The organism is Radicibacter daui, from assembly GCA_030657355.1.
Lineage (GTDB): Bacteria > Pseudomonadota > Alphaproteobacteria > Radicibacterales > Radicibacteraceae > Radicibacter > Radicibacter daui.
Window position 1 is genome coordinate 1,666,928 of sequence record CP131056.1, and the last position, 20,865, is coordinate 1,687,792.

General features: G+C 64.3%; 17 protein-coding genes. 8 read left to right on the forward strand and 9 right to left on the reverse strand.

The features are described 5' to 3' along the window. Nucleotides 1-91: 91 nt before the first annotated feature. From QTL98_RS07885 to QTL98_RS07900, 4 genes are all read left to right on the forward strand, one after another. Nucleotides 92-559 (forward strand): PRC-barrel domain-containing protein, encoded by a 468-nt coding sequence (locus QTL98_RS07885; protein ID WP_445681672.1) that lies wholly within the window; start codon nucleotides 92-94, stop codon nucleotides 557-559. A 263-nt stretch (nucleotides 560-822) separates the two neighbouring features. Continuing rightward, nucleotides 823-2,208, forward strand: coding sequence for a methyl-accepting chemotaxis protein (locus QTL98_RS07890; RefSeq protein WP_445681673.1), 1,386 nt, complete (start codon nucleotides 823-825; stop codon nucleotides 2,206-2,208). A gap of 126 nt (nucleotides 2,209-2,334) precedes the next feature. Then, complete coding sequence (locus tag QTL98_RS07895; RefSeq protein WP_445681674.1) at nucleotides 2,335-3,318, forward strand: MDR family oxidoreductase; 984 nt, start codon at nucleotides 2,335-2,337, stop codon at nucleotides 3,316-3,318. Nucleotides 3,319-3,529: 211 nt separating this feature from the next. Further along, a complete protein-coding gene (locus QTL98_RS07900) occupies nucleotides 3,530-5,017 on the forward strand; it encodes an NAD-dependent succinate-semialdehyde dehydrogenase (RefSeq protein ID WP_445681675.1) in 1,488 nt (495 codons plus the stop codon). A 274-nt stretch (nucleotides 5,018-5,291) separates the two neighbouring features. Here the strand turns inward: QTL98_RS07900 and QTL98_RS07905 are convergent, their stop codons facing one another. From QTL98_RS07905 to QTL98_RS07935, 7 genes are all read right to left on the reverse strand, one after another. Continuing rightward, complete coding sequence (locus QTL98_RS07905) at nucleotides 5,292-6,110, reverse strand: ABC transporter permease (RefSeq protein WP_445681676.1); 819 nt, start codon at nucleotides 6,108-6,110, stop codon at nucleotides 5,292-5,294. Between the two features lie 12 nt (nucleotides 6,111-6,122). After that, entirely contained in the window at nucleotides 6,123-7,007 is an 885-nt protein-coding gene (locus QTL98_RS07910; RefSeq protein ID WP_445681677.1) for an ABC transporter permease, read from the reverse strand. Beyond that, on the reverse strand, nucleotides 7,000-8,079 hold the full coding sequence (locus QTL98_RS07915) for an ABC transporter ATP-binding protein (protein WP_445681678.1): 1,080 nt from the start codon (nucleotides 8,077-8,079) through the stop codon (nucleotides 7,000-7,002). Before QTL98_RS07915 ends, QTL98_RS07910 begins: the two co-directional genes overlap by 8 nt. A gap of 145 nt (nucleotides 8,080-8,224) precedes the next feature. Further along, complete coding sequence (locus QTL98_RS07920; RefSeq protein ID WP_445681679.1) at nucleotides 8,225-9,388, reverse strand: extracellular solute-binding protein; 1,164 nt, start codon at nucleotides 9,386-9,388, stop codon at nucleotides 8,225-8,227. 204 nt (nucleotides 9,389-9,592) lie between these two features. Then, the gene (locus QTL98_RS07925; protein WP_445681680.1) at nucleotides 9,593-10,255 is read right to left on the reverse strand and encodes a LolA family protein; all 663 of its coding nucleotides are present in this window, start codon (nucleotides 10,253-10,255) and stop codon (nucleotides 9,593-9,595) included. Between the two features lie 222 nt (nucleotides 10,256-10,477). Continuing rightward, on the reverse strand, nucleotides 10,478-13,003 hold the full coding sequence (locus QTL98_RS07930) for an FtsK/SpoIIIE family DNA translocase (protein WP_445681681.1): 2,526 nt from the start codon (nucleotides 13,001-13,003) through the stop codon (nucleotides 10,478-10,480). After that, on the reverse strand, nucleotides 13,000-14,199 hold the full coding sequence (locus QTL98_RS07935) for an aminotransferase class I/II-fold pyridoxal phosphate-dependent enzyme (RefSeq protein ID WP_445681682.1): 1,200 nt from the start codon (nucleotides 14,197-14,199) through the stop codon (nucleotides 13,000-13,002). The genes QTL98_RS07930 and QTL98_RS07935 overlap by 4 nt, the downstream gene beginning before the upstream one ends. Before the next feature lie 417 nt (nucleotides 14,200-14,616). On the opposite strand from QTL98_RS07935, the gene fdxA reads away from it, so the two are divergent. From fdxA to QTL98_RS07955, 4 genes are all read left to right on the forward strand, one after another. After that, complete coding sequence (gene fdxA, locus QTL98_RS07940; RefSeq protein ID WP_445681683.1) at nucleotides 14,617-14,955, forward strand: ferredoxin FdxA; 339 nt, start codon at nucleotides 14,617-14,619, stop codon at nucleotides 14,953-14,955. Between the two features lie 555 nt (nucleotides 14,956-15,510). After that, nucleotides 15,511-16,011 (forward strand): CarD family transcriptional regulator, encoded by a 501-nt coding sequence (locus QTL98_RS07945; protein WP_445681684.1) that lies wholly within the window; start codon nucleotides 15,511-15,513, stop codon nucleotides 16,009-16,011. 77 nt (nucleotides 16,012-16,088) lie between these two features. After that, nucleotides 16,089-16,952 carry a metallophosphoesterase family protein gene (locus tag QTL98_RS07950; RefSeq protein ID WP_445681685.1) on the forward strand — a complete coding sequence of 288 codons (864 nt, stop codon included), beginning with the start codon at nucleotides 16,089-16,091 and terminating at the stop codon, nucleotides 16,950-16,952. Nucleotides 16,953-17,184: 232 nt separating this feature from the next. Then, nucleotides 17,185-18,078, forward strand: coding sequence for an RNA polymerase factor sigma-32 (locus QTL98_RS07955; RefSeq protein WP_445681686.1), 894 nt, complete (start codon nucleotides 17,185-17,187; stop codon nucleotides 18,076-18,078). A gap of 239 nt (nucleotides 18,079-18,317) precedes the next feature. On the opposite strand, the gene QTL98_RS07960 is transcribed toward QTL98_RS07955, so the two are convergent. Both QTL98_RS07960 and QTL98_RS07965 read right to left on the reverse strand, forming a co-directional pair. Next, nucleotides 18,318-19,841 (reverse strand): M48 family metalloprotease, encoded by a 1,524-nt coding sequence (locus QTL98_RS07960; RefSeq protein WP_445681687.1) that lies wholly within the window; start codon nucleotides 19,839-19,841, stop codon nucleotides 18,318-18,320. A 120-nt stretch (nucleotides 19,842-19,961) separates the two neighbouring features. Beyond that, nucleotides 19,962-20,822: a thermonuclease family protein gene (locus tag QTL98_RS07965; RefSeq protein ID WP_445681688.1), complete on the reverse strand. Its 861-nt coding sequence runs from the start codon at nucleotides 20,820-20,822 to the stop codon at nucleotides 19,962-19,964. Nucleotides 20,823-20,865 lie beyond the last annotated feature (43 nt).

Sequence of the window (20,865 nt, forward strand, 5' to 3'; positions counted from 1 at the left end):
AACATTTACCCTCTTTTAATGGTTTGATCTCTGAAGCGGTTCAGGAGCCGATCCGGCCGACGTTTCCGGAAAATCAATCCAGGAGGCAGTGATGCATAAGGTTCTTCTCTCCACGGCGTGCATTCTGACGCTGGCCAGTGTCGATGTCGCTCTGGCGCAGGAAGCAACGCCGCCGACCACTGCGCCGTCCCCGACGGCCCCTGCTGATCCCTCAGCTCCGGCAGCCCCCCTCAACAATCAGCCGGCGGCCCCCTCAGCGCCGTCGACGGCCGCCCCGGCCAACGCCTTGCCGAGCGGCGACAAGATCCTCGATATGCCGGTTGTCGATAATGGCGGCGAGAAGGTCGGCAATGTCGTGGATGTGGTTTACGACAATGTCGGTGCCGTGGATGAAGTCATTGTTTCCACCGGTGGTTTCCTCGGCATCGGCTCGCACGATGTTGCGCTTGATGCCTCCAGCGTTTCCGTGGCGCCCGATGGCGGCGGCCTGCAGGTTGCGATGAGCGAGGATGAAGTCAAGCAACTGCCCGAATGGAAAGGCGGCAAGGAGCCGTCGTGAATTGAGGACATAGTCCTAAAGTTTAATCTGGATGCTGAGCAGCCCGGTGCCGGAAACGGCGCCGGGTTTTCATTTGCCTTCCCGGGCGTTTTGTCTCTTTCCGTAAGTCAAGCTTCTGCCCAGAATGCAGTTTGATGCGGGAAGATTGGCAGCGCATCGGGATAGCGTTGCAAGAGGCTCTTCCGTCACGCGCATTGTCATATAAGCTGCCAAATAAAGCAGCGGCAAAAAGCCGCGACCATACGGCGGGAGGAAACGCGCCCATGAGCCTGACCGAAGCGGACATACTCAAGGCCGTTGCGACGAAAACCGGCGGGCTCGGGGTCGAGATTGCCGATATCGCCGGCGCTGTTGATGATCTGAGCGGGCGCATCGGCACCCAGGCCGATCAACTCGGCTCGCTGTCCGAACTGGCGCGTGCCGTGGCGGCGGACAACGACACCATCTCCGGCGCATCGGCCAAGGCAAACCAGCTGATGACCGGTCTTGCCGAGGGCATGAACAGCTCGGCCGAGACCATCCGTGCCTCGCTGGGCGATATTCGCGAGCTTGCGGAGTCCGTCGGCCATATCGACAGCGAGATGCGGGTGCTGGGCGACTATCTGCGCCAGGTGGGCAAGGTGGCCCAGGAGATCAACCGCATCGCCAGCCAGACCAATCTGCTTGCCCTCAATGCCACCATCGAGGCGGCGCGGGCCGGGGAGGCCGGGCGCGGTTTTGCCGTGGTGGCGCAGGAGGTCAAGGTTCTGGCCGGGCAGACCGCCTCGGCAACCGAGCAGATCGACCGCACGCTGCGCGAGCTGACCCAGCAGATCAAGCGTGTGGTGGATGAGGCATCCTCCAGCCGTGAACGGGCGGAGTCCGTACGCACCAGCGCGGTTTCCATTGGCGACACGGTGGATACACTGTCGCGCGATGTGGAAGGGGTCCGCAGCGATGTGAGCGGTATTTCAGAGGCGGCCGCCAAGACCCGTTCTTCCTTTGAAGGCATGCGCACCTCGCTGGAGACGCTTTCCGGCGGTGTGCATGCCTCGTCCGAAGGGCTGGGCAAGGCGCGCGAGCGCGTCAACAACCTCATCATGCTGTCGCAGGATCTGATCGGCATGACGGCAGACACCGGGTTTGCCGAAACCGATGATACCCGCTTCGTGCGCAAGGTACGGGAGATTGCAGCAGCCGTCTCCGCTGCTTTTGCCGATGCCATGGCTGCCGGAGAGGCAAGCCTCGCCGACCTGTTCGACGACCAGTACAAGCCGGTTCCCGGCTCCAATCCCGAGCAGGTGACAACACGCTTTACCGCGCTGACGGACCGGCTGTTGCCAGCCCTGCAGGAGCCAGTGCTTGAGTTCGACCCCCGGGTAGTTTTCTGCGCTTCGGTGGACCGCAACGGATATCTGCCGACGCATAACCTTAAATTTGCCCGCCCGCAGGGCCCCGATCCGGTGTGGAACATGGCCAACTGCCGTAACCGGCGCCTCTTCAACGACCGTGTCGGGCTTGCCGCGGGCCGGAATGAAAAGGACTTCCTGCTGCAGACCTATCGCCGCGACATGGGCGGGGGAAACTATGCGCTCATGAAGGATGTCTCGGCGCCCGTAACCATCAATGGCCGGCACTGGGGCGGCGTGCGGCTCGCCTACAAGGTCTAGGGGCAGTCCGGCCGGGCGGCGCAATCATGCAAGCGCGGCAGCGCGTACCGGTGTTTTGTCTATCCCGGAGGAGCGGGTAGTCTCGGACAGGAAACGGGGCGAAGGTTCCCGGGGAAGGAAACAACAATGCGTGCCTTGATCCTGCGTGAAGAAGCGGGTGCGGTCTCCGCCGCCATTGAAAGTGTCGACGAGGCGCTGCTGCCGGGCGGCGATGTGGTGATCGATGTCGATTACAGTACCCTCAATTACAAGGACGGCATGATCCTCAAGGGGCTGGGCCGACTGGTGCGCCAGTACCCGCATGTGCCGGGCGTGGATTTTTCCGGACGGATTGCCAGCAGCGGGCATCCCGATTTCAATCCCGGTGACGCGGTGATCCTGACCGGTTGGCGCGTGGGGGAAATGCGCTGGGGCGGTTTTGCCGACAAGGCGCGCGTCAAGGGCGAGTGGCTGGTGCCTGTGCCGACCGGCATGACGCGCCGCCAGTCGATGGCGCTCGGCACCGCCGGGCTTACGGCCATGCTGGCGATCATGACGCTGGAGGAACATGGGCTGGAGCCATCGGCCGGCCCGGTGCTGGTTACCGGTGCGGCGGGCGGTGTTGGCTCCGTCGCAACCGTGCTGCTGGCGCAGGCGGGTTATCAGGTCGCCTGTTCTACCGGGCGTCAGGAAACCCATGACTATCTGCGCTCCCTGGGGGCTGGTGAAATCATCGATCGCAAGGAGCTGGAGGAAGCGTCGGCGCGCCCGCTCGAGACTGAACGCTGGGCGGCCTGTATCGACAATGTCGGGGGCAGCACACTGGCACGGGTTCTCGGGCAGATGAAATATCGCGGCGGTGTCGCGGCCGTTGGCATGACCGGCGGCAACATGATGACGGCCAGCGTGCTGCCCTTCCTGCTGCGCGGCGTGCGGCTGCTGGGCATCGATTCCGTGATGATCCCTGTCGAGCGGCGGCGGGCGGCGTGGCGCCGTCTTGCCGACGAAATGCCGACGACCCTGCTCGATGGCATGACGACGGAAATTACGCTTGGCGAGGTTGTCGGGGCCGCCGAGGCGATCCTCGCCGGACAGGTGAAGGGACGCATCGTGATCGACGTAAGGCGTTGATGGTGTTTGCCGCCGGGGTCATCGCGGCTCTATCATCGGATGGCAGGGGTGGCCCTTGCGGGGGAGTGTCCCTTCGCCGCAGCCGCCCCGGGGAGTGCAACCGGCGGCTTTGACCACCCGTTGTTCTCCATAGAGACAGATGAGGGCGCCCAACCTGCGCCCGGCCGGGGTCCTCAGGGCCCTAGCATGACCGGAAGACCGAGGAAATCCCATGAGTTTAGCTGCCGAGCTGCCCGCTGACGTCTGGTCCGGGCTCAAGGATCCGTCGCTTCTGCGCAACCAGTGCCTGATTGGCAAGGGCTGGGTCGGTGCCGATAGCGGCGCCACCATCGCCGTCGACAATCCGGCAACCGGCGAGGTCATCGCCCATGTGCCCGATATGGGCGCCGCGGAAACGCGCCGCGCCATCGAGGCGGCCGATGCCGTCTGGGGCGAGCTCAAGAAAATGTCAGCGCTGAAGCGCTCCCAGTTGCTGCGCGCCTGGCATGACCTGATCCTTGCCAATCAGGACGACCTCGCCCTGATCATGACGCTGGAACAGGGCAAGCCGCTGGCCGAAGCCAGGGGTGAAATCGCCATTTCCGCCGCCTATGTGCTGTGGTTTGCCGAGGAGGCTCGGCGCGCCTATGGCGATGTCATTCCCTCGCCCTATGCCGACCGGCGCCTGGTGGTGAGCAAGCAGCCCGTCGGAGTGGTTGCCGCCATCACGCCGTGGAACTTTCCGTCCTCCATGATCACCCGCAAGCTGGCGCCTGCCATTGCCGCCGGCTGCCCGGCGGTGGTGAAGCCGGCAAGCCAGACGCCGCTTTCGGCGCTGGCGCTGGGCGAGCTTGGCATCCGCGCCGGCTTCCCGGCCGGCACGCTCAATATCGTCACCGGCAATCCGCAGCAGATCGGCGGCGAGATGACCGGCAATGCCTTGGTGCGCAAGTTCAGCTTCACCGGCTCCACCCCCATCGGCAAGAAGCTGATGGCGGACTGTGCCGCGACGATGAAGAAGGTGTCGCTGGAGCTCGGGGGCAATGCGCCCTTCATCGTCTTTGACGATGCCGACCTTGATGCGGCGGTGGAGGGCGCCATCGCCTCCAAGTTCCGCAACAACGGCCAGACCTGCGTGTGCGCCAACCGCATTCTGGTACAGGCAGGGGTCTATGATGCCTTTGCCCAGAAGCTGGCCAAGGCCATCGCCGCGCTCAAGATCGGCAACGGCACCGAGGGCGGCGTGCTGCTTGGCCCGCTCATCGATGACAAGGCCGTCGATAAGGTCGAAGGTCTGGTCAAGGATGCCGCCGGCCATGGTGCGAAGGTGGTGAGCGGCGGCAAGCGCCACCAGCGCGGCGGGCGTTTCTTCGAGCCGACCGTGATCACCGGCGTCACCCGCGATATGCGCATCTTCAGCGAGGAGATTTTCGGGCCGGTGGCCCCGCTCTTCCGTTTCGAGACGGAAGAGGAAGCGGTGCAGATGGCCAACGATACCGAGTTCGGCCTTGCCGCCTATTTCTATACCCGCGATGTGGGCCGGGTGTGGCGCATGTCCGAGGCGCTGGAATATGGCCAGGTGGGCGCCAATGTCGGTGTCATGACCACGGTCGAGGCACCGTTCGGGGGCGTCAAGGAATCCGGGCTTGGCCGTGAGGGCTCCAAGTACGGCCTCGATGAGTATCTTGAGGTCAAATACATGTGCATGGGCGGCCTCTGACCGCCGCTGCCTTCCCCACTTTTTGTATCGGCAAAGAAAAAGCCGCCTCCGGTGCCGGAGGCGGCTTGTTACTGCCTTGAGGGGAAGCAGCAAGATGGGCGGGCGGGAGGAGCCCGCATCATGTGAGAACATAATAATCGGGGTGCCATAATCCCGGACAGCGAGCTTTTCGCTCGGCTGGAATGCGGCAATTGCAGGGCAGGCTGGCCCTTCTTGTGCGTCAGCGCGTCGCAGGACCGCGGGGAGCCTTCAAAGCCCCCGCAGCGTTCCCGGATCAGCCCGCGGGAGCGGCGGCCGTTGCCGCCAGCTTGCGCCTGCGGTTCACCTCATAGGCCATGGCCAGCGCGACGGTGATGAGGATAAGGATGAGGCCGAGAGCGTTGACCGCCGGGGTCACGCCGGTACGCACGCGGCTGGCGATGAAGACGGTGAGCGGCGTGTCGAGGCCGCGCACGAACAGCGTGGTGTTGTAGTTCTCGAAGGATTGCAGGAAGGCGATGAAGGCCGCTGCAATCAGCGACGGCCTGAGGAACGGCATCAGCACCCGGCGGAACACCTGCCAGTGCGAGGCGCCGAGATCGAGCGCTGCTTCCTCCAGCGTGCCGTCGAAGCGCTGCAGGCGGGCGCCCACCATCAGCATGACATAGGCGATGATGTAGGAGCTTTGCGCCAGCATCGTCATCAGGATGCCGCCGGTCAGATGGAAATAGCGGTTCCAGAAGATGAGCGTGGAGATGCCGATGATGACGCCGGGCGTCAGCAGCGGGGAGACCATCAGCGCATAAGCGAAGGTGCGGGCCTTCTTGTTGAGGGAGGCCAGCAGCAGGGCGGCGGCCGTGCCGGTCGGCACGCAGATGACGATGACGCCAAGCCCGATGGTAATGGAGGTGAAGAGCGCGTTCCACATCGAGCCATCGGCGAAAAGCTCGCCGAACCAGCGCAGCGTGGTGCCGTTCCACGGGGTGACTGTGGGCAGGCGGCTGTCATTGAAGGTTGCCGCGCTCATGATGATGAGCGGCAGGAACAGGTAGAGGAAGAAGAGCCCGATATAGCCGCGTGTCAGCCACGCAAGCAGCGGATTGCCGTGACGCATGATGCCGCCTCCTTACTTGGCGATGTCGGCAAGGCCGACGCGGAAGAGCTTCATCATCAGGAGGATGAAGAAGAGGCAGAGCAGCAGCAGGATCATCGCGTAGGCGGCGCCCTGGTTCCAGTTACCGCCCTCGAAGAACCAGTTGTAGATGATCTCGGTAAACCAGCGGCTGCCGGGCGAGCCCAGCAGGGCCGGCACGGCATAGCTGCCGGCCGCGAGCATGAAGGTCATGATGCAGCCGGTGGCGATACCGGGTTTGGCATGGGGGATGGCGATGCGCCGGTGGACGCGCAGCCAGCCGGAGCCGAGGTCGCGCGCGGCATCGATCTGGTTACGGTCGAGGCTTTCCAGCGCGTTGTAGATCGGAAATACCATGAAGAGGATGTAGGCATAGACCATGCCGACGATGACGACGCCGTTGCCCGACATCCAGCGGAACGGCTGGTCGAGGATGCCGAGCGCCGTCAGCAGGCCGTTCAGCGGTCCGGCATAGGCGAAGATGATCCACCAGGCGAAGGTTCGCAGGATCTCGTTGATCCAGAACGGGATCACCAGCAGCAGAAGCATCTGCGCCGTGCGCTGGGGCTTGGCCACCTGCGCCAGGTAATAGGCCATCGGATAACAGACGATGAGGGTGATGAAGGTGACCAGCGAACTGGCCCAGATCGTCTTGAAGAAGATGGTGAGATGCACCTGGTTGCGAAACAGCGTCGCGTAATTGGCCCAGGAGTGCACATCGTCCGGCCCGCCAATCTTCGAAGGCGGCAGGTTGGGACGGAAAGAAAAGTCGATCATCAGCAGCTGGGGCAGCACCACCAGCATGATGATCCAGAACACTACCAGCGCGACCATCAGGGTGGTCAGCCCGCCGCCGAAGCGGCGATAGAGATCACGCATGGCCAGCCTCCGCCGGGACGATCACCGCGTCGGTGGCGTGGAAACCCAGGGGCAGGGCACCGGCCGGGTCGAAGGCGGGCAGGGCGCCGTCATTGGTTACCTGCACCATCAGCTCGCCGCTTGGCCCTTCGGCCATCAGGTTGAGGAAGGAGCCCTCGAAGCTGCGGGACTTGAGCCGGGCGATGAAGCCATTTTCGCTACCGGTACCCGAAAGGCGCAGCCGCTCGGGGCGCACACAGACAATGGCGCTGGCCCCGGCCGCGAGGCCGAGATGGTTGCGGGCCTTCAGCGCGCCGGCCGGTGTATCCACCACGGCAAAGCCGCCATCGATGGCCGAGATGGTGCCGGCAAAGCGGTTGTTCTCGCCCACGAAGCCGGCGGCAAAGGCGGTGGCCGGCTCGTCATAGAGTTCCTGCGGGGTGGCGACCTGCTGCAGCGTGCCCTGCGACATGACGGCGACGCGGTCCGACATGGTCAGCGCTTCGCCCTGATCATGGGTGATGTAGATGAAGGTAACGCCCGTGCGCTTCTGGATGTCGCGCAGCTCGGCGCGCATGTGCTGGCGCAGCTTGAGGTCGAGGGCGGAGAGCGGCTCGTCCAGCAGCAGCACCTGCGGCTCGACAGCGAGTGCGCGCGCAATGGCGACGCGCTGGCGCTGTCCGCCGGAAAGTTCGGTCGGCATCTTGTCGCCCTGGCCCGGCAGCGCGATGAGGTCCAGCAGTTCGTCGGCCCGCTTGCGGCGCTCGGCCTTGCCGACACCGCGCACCTCAAGGCCGAAGGCGATGTTGTCGGCCACGCTCATCAGCGGGAACAGCGCAAGATTCTGGAAGATCATCGCGGTCGGGCGCTTGTTGGCGCCGATGCCGCGCATGCTGGTGCCGCCGATGCGCACCTCGCCCTCGGTCGGATCAAGAAAACCGCTGATCAGCTTCAGGATCGTGGTCTTGCCGCAGCCGGAAGGTCCGAGGAAGCTGAAGAACTCACCGCCCTTGATCTCAAGGCTGATGCCCTTGACGGCGGTGAACTCCCCGAAGCGCATGACTACTTTGTCCAACTCGACATTCTGGCTCATGGGCGTGATTCCGGGCGGCAGGGGGAAGGATATCGGGAAAGCGCGAAAGGCAGGAGAAACGGTACCGAATTACTGGCCGTGATTATAGAAAAACCCCCGGCGGCGATCAGGCCGCCGAGGGTTTTCCCGGCAGTTCAGCCCGCTATCAGGCGGACAGGTAACGGTCCTGGTACTCATTGCGGATGGCGACGTACCAGGCTTCCTGGATCGGCCACCACCACAGCTTGTCGAGCGCATCGCCCGGATAGGCGTCGGCGAAGAACTTCTTCGAGGCTTCCGGCAGCAGGGCGGCAGCGCCCTTGGACGTGGCGTTGTAGCCCGTCAGCTGGGCGAAGGCCGCGCCGGTTTCCGGGGTGTAGAAGAAGTTGATGAACTCATAGGCCTCGGTGAGGTTGGCCGCGCCCTTGGTGAGGCAGAAGCCTTCCATCCAGGCGAGTGCACCTTCCTTCGGCGCGATGTAGCTCACCGGCTGGCCGTCCTTGCCGAGCTGGTAGGCGGTCGAGTCCCAGGTCTGGCCGATGACGCAGCCATTGGTGCGGAAGGCACCCTGGGCTTCGTTTTCATTGGTCCAGAACTGCGCGATGGACTTCTTGTGCTCGACGGCAACCTTGAGGATGGCGTCGAAGTTGGCGCGGGCGGCCTTCTCGTCCTTGTACATGTCCAGCACCGGGTGCGGGAGCTTGTCCTGGGACTGCAGATAGAGCGCGAGGCCGATGAGGCCGGAGTGGCCGCGAACGGTCACCTTGCCCTCATATTCCGGCTTCCACAGATCGCCGTAGGAGGCGGTGCCGTACTTGAGCGGCGCTTCCTTGGTGTTGAAGGCCAGGGCCTCGGTGCCCCAGTCGGACGGCGCCATGTAGCGCTTGCCGCCGACCACGCCGCCGGTGCCTTCGGAACCCTTCACGGCGCTGGCTTCAGCGCCGTCCCACTTAACCTTGGATTCGTCGAGCGGCTGAACGAGGTCATACTCGACATAGTTCGGCACGCGGTCGACCGTCGGCATGATGATGTCATAGCCGCTGCCGCCGGAGGCGCGCAGGGTATTGAGCAGCTCATCATTGGTGCCGTAGGTGGTGTAGTTGGCCTTGATACCGGTCTTGTCGGTGAAGGCCTTCAGGATGTCGTCGTTGAAATAGCCGGCCCAGCCATAGAGGTTCACCTGACCAGCCGCGAGTGCGCGGCGGGAGACAAACGGGCTGGCCACGCCAACGGCGCCGACGGCGGCCGCGGCGCGCAGCATGGAGCGGCGGCTGAGACGCGCGGCTGCCACGGTGGCGGCAGCCGACGAGATGGTCTTATTGTCGGACATCGTTACTCCCCATTCGAAAGATCGGAGCGATGCCGGTTGGCGGCCCCGCCCTCAACAGCGCGGGAGAGTATAATGCGATTATTACAGAATGGCGAAAAATTTGCCGGTCTGTAATTTTCGAGTAAATCCGGACGCCGCCATGGCGTCCGGTGTCGTGTCCGTTATAAAGGGCAGTCGCATCCGCACAGGACGGCCGGCTTTTTCTTACTTGTCCGGCCGGTAGAAGTAGAACAGATCGCGATCAATTGGCTGCCCGGCCTCGACCTGGCTAAGGCGCACTTCGGTTCGCGCCCCCTGCGCGTCGATCACCTGCCAGCCCAGAAGGCCGCTCGGGACGCGGTTGAAATAGAGCGTCAGTTCGCCCTGATCCGGGTCGGAATCGGATTTGAGGGTAATGGCGGCAGTGTTGTCGTCATAGCGCACGCGCGTGACGGTCACGCCGTCGGTCAGGCTTGGATTCTGCCGCACGATCAGATCGACCATCGAGCCCTTGAGCAGCGTCTGGGTGACGTTCTTGATCTCGTCGTCCCAGAAATAAAGGAAGGTGCCGTCGGCAACCAGCTGATGGCGCAGCGGCGGATCGTAGTTGAGTCGCAGCTTGCCGGGCCGGGAGAGCCACAGCTCGCCGGTGGTGTAGCCATTGTCGCCTACCGTCTGGGCGAAATGTGCATGCAGCGTCGTCAGCCGGTCGAGAAAACGCTCGGCCTGATTGATGATCGCCATGTTGTCCGGCGTCTGCTGGACCTGCGGCTCTCCGGCAAGGGCGGGCGTTGCGGCCTGCGGCAGGGCGGTCAGGGATGCCGCCAGCAGGGCGCCGAGAGCAAACGAGCGAAGGCCGTTATGGCGGGCGCTGGATGAGAAACGCACGAGGGATGTCTCCCGGGGCTGAACGAGACTGTTGGCGGATGCCGGGCTGAAAATCTGCCCAGCTTTGTCATCTGACAAGGCTTTGTGGCAAGGCCCTGTGGCAATGATGGTGCGCAAGCATGGTCATGCGATGGCATTACATCAACAGTGCGGCCCGGCCGGAAGTTCCAGCCGGGCCGCACACCGTTGAATGATTTATCTGCTGCCGATAGTGCCGGCTGTTCAGTAATCCCCGTGATCGGGCAGCAGCACCTCACGTTTGCCCACATGGTTGGCGCGGCTCACCACGCCTTCCTTTTCCATGCGCTCGATCAGGCGCGCCGCCCGGTTGTAGCCGATCTGCAGGTGGCGCTGGATAAAGCTGGTGGAGGCCTTGCGCTCGCGGGCGACGAGGGCGATGGCCTGATCGTAGAGATCGTCCCCGCTTTCGCCATTGCCGCCGACATCATCCTCAAGGCCGAAGGCACCGCCTTCATCCGGGTCCTCGGTGATGTTGTCGATGTAAAGCGGCTCGCCCTGCGCCTTCAGGTGATTGACCGACTTCTCGACCTCGTCATCCGACACGAAGGCGCCGTGAACGCGGGTAAGGCGTCCGCCGGAGGCCATATAAAGCATGTCGCCCTGGCCCAGCAGCTGTTCGGCGCCCTGTTCGCCCAGGATGGTGCGGCTGTCGATCTTGGAGGTCACTGCATAGCTGATACGGGTCGGGAAGTTGGCCTTGATCGTACCGGTGATGACGTCGACCGACGGGCGCTGCGTTGCCATGATGAGATGGATGCCGGCCGCACGCGCCATCTGGGCGAGACGCTGGATACAGCCTTCGATCTCCTTGCCTGCCACCAGCATGAGGTCGGCCATCTCGTCGACCACCACCACGATATAGGGCAGTTCGGTCATGTCGAAGGGCTGCTCCTCGAACACCGGCTTGCCGGTATCGGGGTCGAAGCCCGTCTGCACGCGCCGGCGCAGCAGCTCACCACGTTCCACCGCCTCGCGGATGCGAGCGTTGTAACCATCGATATTGCGCACGCCGAGCGTGGACATGGAGCGATAACGGTCCTCCATCTCGCGGACCGCCCATTTGAGCGCGACCACGGCCTTGCCCGGTTCCGTCACCACCGGGGTCAGCAGATGGGGGATGCCGTTATAGACGCTGAGCTCCAGCATCTTGGGGTCGATCATGATGAAACGGCAGCGATCCGGCGGCAGGCGGAAGAGGATCGACAGGATCATGCCGTTGACGCCGACCGACTTGCCCGAACCGGTGGTACCGGCCACCAGCAGATGGGGCATTTTGGCGAGGTCGGCGATGATGGGCGCGCCGCTGATATCCTTGCCGAGCGCCATGGCCAGCTTGGCCTTGGTGCCCTGAAACTCCGTCGCCTCGAACAGTTCGCGCAGATAGACCATCTCGCGCTTGCGGTTCGGCATTTCGATGCCGATGACATTGCGGCCGGGGACGACGGCAACGCGCACGGAAACAGCCGACATCGAGCGGGCGATATCGTCGGAAAGGCCGATCACGCGGCTCGACTTGGTACCGGGAGCCGGCTCCAGTTCGAACAGGGTAACGACCGGGCCCGGCCGCACCTCGACGATGCTGCCCTTGACGCCGAAATCGCCAAGCACCCCTTCCAGATCGCCGGCAGCCTGACGCAGCAGGCCCGGATCCTGGGTAGAGGTGCGCTCGCCCGGCTTGGGGCTTGCCAGCAGGTCGAGCGGCGGCAGCTCATAGGCGCCGGGCTCATCTTCTATATAGACGCGCTCGGTCAGCGGCAGGGTGGGGGAGCGGTCGGCCCGCTCGTTCACGCGAACCGGCGGGGCGCTGGTTTCACGGGGGGCTGCACTCGGCGGCGGGGCGAAAAGGCCCGCCACTTCGCCTTCAGCCTCTTCATCGTCGCTCTCCGGTTCGGCGGCGGCGGCAAAGCCGGGGGCAATCCGGGGTTCGGCACGAACGGCGGCCGGCTTTTCCTTGCGGCTGCGTTTTTCCATCGGTGCGCGCAGGCCGACGCTCTCGGCCCGCAGCGGCGGGGCGGCGTCATAGGCTTCTTCTTCCTGTGCGCCGTCCTGGCCGAGGTTCGGCATGATGGCACGCAGACCCGCGCCGGCCCGGCTTGCCGTATCGCCTACCAGCGACCCGGCCGCCCGCATCGAGCCCGAGCCAAGCCGCAGGGCACGTACGATACCGCTCCAGCTGGCCCCGGTGGCTCCGGCAAGCAGGGTGGCGAAGATGACCAGCAGCAGGAACATGCCCGGCAGGTGCCAGGCGTTGGGCAGGGTGGAGGCGAGCTTGCCATTGACGAGCGCACCGATCACGCCGCCCGCGCTGCTGATCCGCAAGCCTGCGGGGGCACCGAACGCGCCGACGAAGGCGGAGAGCACCAGCAGGGCAAGCAGGGCGAGGATGAGGCGCAGCACGGGATATTTGAGCTGCCGGTGCGCCGCGATCATGCCGCCCCAGGCCACGATGACCACCGGCAGCAGATAGGCGGAAAAGCCCAGCACCTGCATGAGAATGTCGGCAAGGGTGGCGCCGAGGCCACCCAGCCAGTTGCGGTAGGTAGCACTGGCGCTCGCCACATTGGCCGAGGCGTCATCCGGGTGATAGCTGATGAGGGCACCCAGAAGGGCCGCCCCCAGCGCGACCACAACCAGCCCACCGACCTCGACCGCCCGCCGCATCATCAGTGCGGCAAACCAGGGCGGCACCAGCGACGCCATCCTCGAACGCGAAAACCCCGACTTCATATATCCAGCACCTCGACGATCCGCTCCAGGGCAGGGGCCAGTATCTCCGGCTCATGCACCATCGCCACTCTTATATAGGGGTCGCCCGGGCCCCGCCCGGCTTCCCCGCGGCTGAGATAGGCACCTGGCAGCACGCGGATGCCGGCTTCGCGCCAGAGCCTGGCTGTCGCGGCCTCGCCATCGCCAACCTTGAGCCACAGGAAAAAGCCGCCAGCAGGGCGGCGATAGCCCAGCCGGTTGCCGAGAATACGGTCGGCCAGATCGAACTTTGCGCTATAGGCCGCCCGGTTGGCGACCACATGTGCCTCGTCGCGCCACAGGGCGGAGGAGGCGGCCAGCAGCGGCAGCGGGGTGCTGGCGGCAGCATAAGAGCGCATGCGGGAAAAACGCGTCATCAACGCCTTGTCACCGGCCACGAAACCGGAACGCAGGCCGGCGGCGTTGGAGCGCTTTGAAAGCGAGTGGAACACCAGCACGTTGTGCAGCGAGCCGCCATCCATGTCGCGGCATACTTCCAGCGCGCCTGTGGGCGGGGTGTGGCTATAGATCTCGGCATAGCACTCATCGACCGCCAGCACGAAATCATGGCGGCGCGCCAGCGTGATGGCCTTGCGCAGATAGTCGGCCGAGGCGACGGCGCCCTGCGGGTTGGAGGGGGTGCAGAGATAGAAGAGGGCAGTGCGGTCGAGCAGGGAGGCCGGGATGGCATCGAGATCGGGCAGGTGGCCGGTCTCTTCCGTTGCCGGCAGGAAGACCGGCTCCGCGCCGGCAAAGCGGGCTGCCCCCTCGTAAACCGCATAGAACGGGTCCGGCATCAGCACGGCCGGCATGTAGCCGCTCTTGTTCTCCGGCACGGCCAGCAGCGCGGCCATGAACAGCCCCTCGCGGCTGCCGGCCAGCGGCAGCACCATGCTGGCGGGGTCGATATAACCCTCGGCAAGCTGGTAGCGCCGGTTCAGCCACTCGGTGCAGGCGAGGCGAAAATCATCCGTGCCCGGCACAGGCGGATAACGGTTCCAGGTGTCGGCCCCGGCCAGGAGCGCCGCGTTGATCAGCTCTACCGGCGGCTGGTGCTGCGGCTCGCCCACCGAAAGGGCCAGCGGCGGGACGCCTGCCGGCGCGGCGGTGCCTTCCAGCAGGGTGCGCAGGCGCGAGAACGGATAGTCCAGAAGCGTGTCGAGGCGGGTATTGTACATGGGCAGACGGGCTTTTGAGCTGGGGCGGACAGGGATATCTTCCGGCACTTTAGGCCGAGCGAGCGGTTTTGAGAAAACAGAATCAAGGTTTTGGGGCTGATCGCTACTTTTGGGGGCATATCTGGCGGCCCGATGCGATGGCGGGCAAGCGCGGCCGCATTATGGCTTGTTGCCCGGCAAGGCAGCCGGTGGTGGTCTGTGTTGCTCTAAATGTTATTGATTTTCATTCCTGAAACTTTCCACCGGATACATGCGGAAGGAGGGTTGCCGCCTTTTGCAAGAGCATGCTAGACGGCGCGCAGTGAACAGCTTTTCTGGCTGTAGCGCCGGTGTTGCCGGCCCCCCGCGGGCCCGGCCCAGGAGCGTGACAGGCTCACCCGGGCGATCGCCGGATCATCATAAGGTTTGGAGGGCTCGATGCCGTACGTCGTGACTGACCAGTGCATCAAGTGCAAGTACACCGACTGCGTCGAAGTCTGCCCCGTGGATTGCTTCTACGAGGGTGAGGTGATGCTCGTGATCCATCCGGACGAGTGCATCGACTGCGGCGTGTGCGAGCCGGAGTGCCCGCCGGAAGCCATCGTGCCGGATACGGACGACAAGGCCGAAGCCTGGCTCGAGATGAACCGCACCTACGCCGAGCAGTGGCCGAACATCACCCGCCAGATCGACCCGATGGAAGGCGCCGACAGCTTCAAGGGTGTCGACGGCAAGTACGACAAGTACTTCACCGAAGCGCCGGGCCAGGGCTCGTAAGTCCGAAGGGTGTTTCCGGTACCGAGTCGCGGTGACTGATGCGGTGCCGGGCCGGTTGAAGGTGCCTTAAAGGGCGCCGCGGCTGCCGCAAAAGCAGGCAGCCGGTATCGGCAGGGGGCGAATTTCGCGGCGCCGTGGCCGCCGGGACTCGCCGGTTTTGCTCACAAGCGGGCAAGCCCAGAACAAGAGGGCATGGCAGACACGCGCCTGTAACATGGGCGCGTGAGGCCGTGCCTTTTGTCATCGCGCTGTCATTCCGGTATAGTGTGCCCACGATGAAAACCCAATAACCGGCTCCGAGCTTCTGCCAACCTGACATCCTTCTTGAAACGGGAGTCGGGAGCGGGAGCAACGGCCGCGTTTTTGTGTCTAGTCGACTTGATTCGAAACTGGGCTAGCGGTCCGATCCACTGAAAAGCCGTCTTCTTCCGACAGGCTGCGCAAGTCACTGGCGGGTTTCCGTCCGTGGCGCGGCAGGGGAGGATTTGCTTTTGCGGCTTCTTGTTGGCCTGTCCGGTGCGGTCCGCCTGCGCGACGGTAGAGAGTGTACGCCTTATGTCTCAGCAGTTTGATTTCCAGCCCGGCGATCTCGTTGTTTATCCGGCCCACGGCGTGGGCATCGTGGAGGGCATCGAGACCCACAATATCGCCGACCAGGAGGTCTCGCTTTACACCATCTCGTTCGAGAAGCAGCGCATGCGCCTCAAGGTGCCGCTGCACAAGGTCAAGGCCAGTGGCCTGCGCCGCCTGAGCTCGAAGGAGCGCATCAAGGATGCGCTGACCACGCTCCAGGGCCGCTCGCGTATCAAGCGCATGATGTGGAGCCGCCGTGCGCAGGAATATGAAGCCAAGATCAATTCCGGCGACCCGGTGGCGATCGCGGAAGTCGTGCGCGACCTGCACCGTGCCGAAGACCAGCCGGAGCAGAGCTACTCCGAGCGCATCATCTACCAGCAGGCGCTGGAGCGTCTTTCCCGCGAGCTGGCCGCCGTCGAGCGTATCGACGACGAAAAGGCGACGGAAAAACTAGAGGCAGTGCTGCGCAAGGCTGCGTGACACTATATGATGGGCGGCGTGGTCGGGGTAACCCAACCACGCCGTTTTTGTCTTCAGCCTCGAGAGCGTCTTGCCGAATGGTGCCTGAGCATCAGACCGCTGACACCGCACCTGCCGCTGGCCTGGATCCCAGCAAATTCGCCAAACTCGGGCGTTTCGCGCGACTGTGGGCGGTTGGCTCCATCCATGGCGATGTCGGGCGCCTGCAGAAGATCCACGACCACATCGCCCGCGACTTTCGGGTCGGGGACCGAATCATCTATCTCGGCAATATGACCGGCCGGGGAGCACATCCCCGCGAAACGGTGGATGAGCTCCTGGGTTTTCGCCTCAATGTCATGAGCCTGCCGAGCGTGCTGGCCAGCGATATCGCCTATTTGCGCGGCGCGCAGGAAGAAATGCTGCAAAAGCTGTTGCAGCTCCAGTTCGCACCCGATCCGCCCTCCGTCCTCAGCTGGATGCTTGCCCACGGGCTGGAGCCGACGATCCGCGCCTATGGCGGTTCGGTCGAGGATGGTATCGCCAGCGCCCGCAGCGGCCCGCAGGCCATCACCCGCTGGACGCAGGCGCTGCGCAATGCCATCCGCGGCGCGCGCGGGCATAATGACCTCTTCTCGGCAGTGCGCCGGGCGGCGGTGGGTGAGGGGCTGGGGCCTCATCCCGAAACCGGACGGCCGATCAATTTTCTCTTCGTGCACGCCAACATCAACCGCGCCCACAGCCTTGCCGACCAGGCCGATGCCTTCTGGTGGGGCGGTGCCCGTTTTGACGAGCAGGATGGCCCGTTCGAGGGCTGGGATCTCGTCGTGCGGGGCTTTTCGCCGACCGGGCAGGGGCCGCGTTTTGGCCTGCATGTGGCAACCATCGACGCGCCCGGGCCTGAAATCGCCTGTGCTCTTCTGTCGTCGGAAGGTCGCCTGCTTGATCAGGTCGTGACCTGATCTTTTGTATAGGTAGGATAAATCCTACGATTATTTGAATGATCACGCCGTATTTTGCTCGGCACCTTATTGTTAATTTTCATACGATCGTAGGGTTTGCACTTCTTTGCGCTTTTTTATTTGGCGCGTGATCCTTTTGCCTCAATCCTGCGTATTATAAAGAGCACGGGGATAAGACGGGGCAATCCTCCGCGGCCGGTATTTCCCGGTCCGGGCACAGAGGGAGAGGATCATGAGTCATGTTGACGATCCACAGACCCAGAAAGCCAATCTCGGTTTCATTCGCGCCTCCATGCGTGAGCCGCTACTGACGCGCGACCGCGAGTTCGATCTTGCCCGCCGCTGGCGCGAGGGTGGCGATGAACCCGCCCTGCACGAGCTGGTTCGCAGCTATACCCGGCTTGTGGTGTCGATGGCGGGACGCTTTCGCAGCTATGGCCTTCCCGCCGGTGATCTGGTGCAGGAGGGTAATGTCGGCCTGATGCAGGCGGCCAGCCGCTTCGAGCCGGAGCGCGATGTGCGCTTTTCAACTTATGCCAGCTGGTGGATCCGCTCGGCCATGCAGGATTACATCCTGCGGAACTGGTCTATCGTGCGCACCGGCACCACCGCGGCCCAGAAGTCACTGTTCTTCAACCTGCGCCGGTTGCGCGCCCGCATCAGTGCGGAAACCGCCGGGCAGGAGCTGGGAGATGCCGGCCGCCGGCGCATCGCCGCCGAACTGCAGGTGCCGCTTTCGGATGTCGAGAGCATGGAGCAGCGGCTCTCCGCGACGGACCATTCGCTGAATGCGCTGGTCGGCGATGATGGCGACAGCCAGTGGCAGGATTTCCTGACGGCGGCTGACCCTTCACCTGAACAAAACGCCATTGCTTCCCTCGACGGCCATCAGCGTACCCACTGGCTGCATCAGGCCATGGCCGAGCTGAACGAGCGCGAACGGCACATTATCCGCGAGCGGCGGCTGCGCGAGGAAGGGGTGACGCTGGAGGAGCTTGGCCGCGCGCTGGGCGTCAGCAAGGAGCGGGTGCGCCAGCTGGAGCATCGCGCAATGGACAAGCTGCGCGTGCTCATCTCCGCCCATATCGAGCGGCCGGTCGACCTGCTGCCGGAAGGTGAAGCGTGATCTGAATGCCTTCCCACTTGTGGGGAAGGTGCGGCGAAGCCGCGGATGGGGGTAATGAGGTGAGGCCTTCACCGGGCCTCACCTCATTACCCCCACCGGCCCTTCGGGCCAGCCTCCCCGAAATGGGGAGGCTTGTTTTTTGTTAGGCTCGCGAACAACGAAGCCCTCCCCTCTCGGGGAGGGTGCGGCGAAGCCGCGGGTGGGGGTAATGACTCTCTGCTTTTACCCGGCCCGTCCTCTCAGCTCTTTTCTTCGCGGATGATCTTCAACTGCTGGCCGGCGGCGATGGGCGCATTGGTCGGCAGGCCGTTCAGCACGGCGAAGGTTTCCAGCTTCAGGTCCGGCACATCCATCTTTTCGGCAAGCGAGGTCATGGTGTCGCCGGCCCTGGCCGTTACCAGCCGGATGCGCAGCGGGCCGATGCTCGACTTTTCCTGGGTGGTCAGGGCGCGGAAGCTGTAGGTGGTGCGCTTCAGCCCCTCGGCTTCCGAGGCGGTGTTGCCCGGCACGGTGATGAACATGAAGCGGTAGATGCTCTTGCTGTCAAAGCGGATGGCAACGGCCCGGATATCGGCGGCTTTGCCGTTGACGGCACCGCGCACATAACCGGTAGCTGCCGTCAGCCCGTTGATGTCGATGGTCTCGACCTGCTGCAGGTCACTGCCCTTGGCCCAGACCTCCTGCAGATAGCGTGTCATCGACCCGCCGGGTGCCTTGCTCAGGCGGTCGCTGTCAAAAGCGATGATGGAGCCCTTGGCGTTGGTCGCCACCACCTTGGAAGCGCTGTTGGAGATATTGAAGCCGGCCGGCACCTCGAAACGGAAACCGAGCGGCACATGGATGAAGGCATGCCCGCGCACATAACCCTGATCGGGGCCATCGCCATAAAGCAGCCCGTCCACCATCTTCATATAGCTGTCGCGCCCACGGGCAAGGCCGTTGCCTTTGGTTTGCTGGGCAAGGCTGTCCGCCCGGGTCACTCGGTCGCCGGTATTGGGGTGGGTCGCGAAAAAGTCCTGTGTATTGTCGCGGGCGGACTGGCCGGCGAGCTTGGCATCGAGATCTTCATTGCGCTGGAGCTGACGCAGGAAGTTGGACATCGCCTCCGGATCGTAGCCGGTACGGCCGAGGTAACGGATACCCAGCTGGTCGGCCTGATATTCCTGATCGCGTGAATAGCCGAGCAGGGCCAGTTGCGCACCCTGACCCAGCACGCCCGCCAGCTGGTCGCTGCCTGTCAGAACGGCGGCGGCGGTGACGCCCAGATTGGCGACAACGCTCTGGCTGTAGCGCTCGGCGGTATGGCGGGCGGCAATGTGGCCCACTTCGTGCCCCAGCACGCCGGCAACCTCCGCCTCGTCATTGGCGAGCGCCAGCAGGCCGCGGGTGATGTAGACATAGCCGCCCGGCAGGGCAAAGGCGTTGATCACCGGCGTGTCGAGCACGGTGAAGGTATAATGAAGGTCGGGCTTGTCACCGAAGGAGGCGACCCGTTCGCCCACCTCGTCCACCCAGCCGGTTACTTTCTTGTCGCCATAGGCGCCGCCGAATTCCTTGAGGATTTTCGGGTGTTCGTCGTCACCGGTCTGCTGCTCCTGCGACGGGCTCATGAAGGCGGTGAACTGGCGCTCGCCGGTTGCGGGGTTGGTCTGGCAGCCGGCGAGCAGCATCAAGGCTGCGCCGGCGGCGGCAAGGCCGGGCAAGCGCGCGAAGGGCGGCGAAACACGGCGGGGCGGGGCGAAAGCCGGAAGGGTGAGGCTCATCTTTCCTCTTGTTCTCTTTCGGGGGCGTCTCTGGCGGATGTCCGTCTCGGGAAGGCGCCGGGTGCCAGTTGGGCGTGCGGCATCCTGTCTTGTCAACGCCGTGAGCGGGTGCCGGGTTCGTCAGCTCGCCAGAATTCTGAGGTTCTCGGCGCAGGCCGGCTCGATGAGCGGGCCGTTCTCGCTGATGGCGTACCCCCTGACCTGGATGTTTCGGCCGGCAAGCTCTTCTGCCTGAAAGCCAAGGGCGGCAAGGGCGCGGGTGACAGGCTGGGCGAGGCGTACGGTAAAATCATGGCGGCGGTCGCTGCCGAAATTGAGATAGACGGTGCTGCCCACCTTCGCAGCGGCAAGAACCTTCCCGCGTACGATCACCACCATCTGCAGCGGCCAGTCCTCGCCGGCATAATCCACCGCCTCGCGTTCGCCGAGCAGCGGCTCCCGCCACAGGCCGGTCCGGGAGTGGCGGGCAGTATCTTCCAGCTCATAGAGCGCGCCAATACCGGCGGTCGCTCCCGGAGCGCCCAGAACACGGGCCGCGCCGCTGCTTACCAGATTGCCCTGCAGCCAGAGGCCATCGCGGGCCCGCACCAGATGGCACAGGGCAGCGCCGTGGCGGTCCTGCCGCTGCGGCCCGGCGGAATAGAGCAGCACCTCTTGCTCCATGGCGAGGCTGCCAAGGGCTTCCTTCTGCGCCTGCTGCACCGGCCATTCGGCAAACAGCGTGCCGGCAAGCGGCGGGGAGGGGATTTCCAGCGCTGCAAGACGCACCGCACCCACCCCTTGCAGGGAGAGCCCGACGGGCGAGGTGACCGCCACCACCCGGCCGCGGCCAATCTCGCGCAGGCCGGATGGCAACAACGGGCCCGCGGCGTGCGCTCCGGCACCGGGCAGCACAGCGACTGCCGCTCCGGTGGCGGCAAGGGTCAGGAAATGGCGGCGTTCCATGCCGGCCATCATGGGGTCGCGAGGCAATACTGCCAAGATCGCCAACTGCCCGCTGCCGCCCATTGCCGTTGCAAAAGGG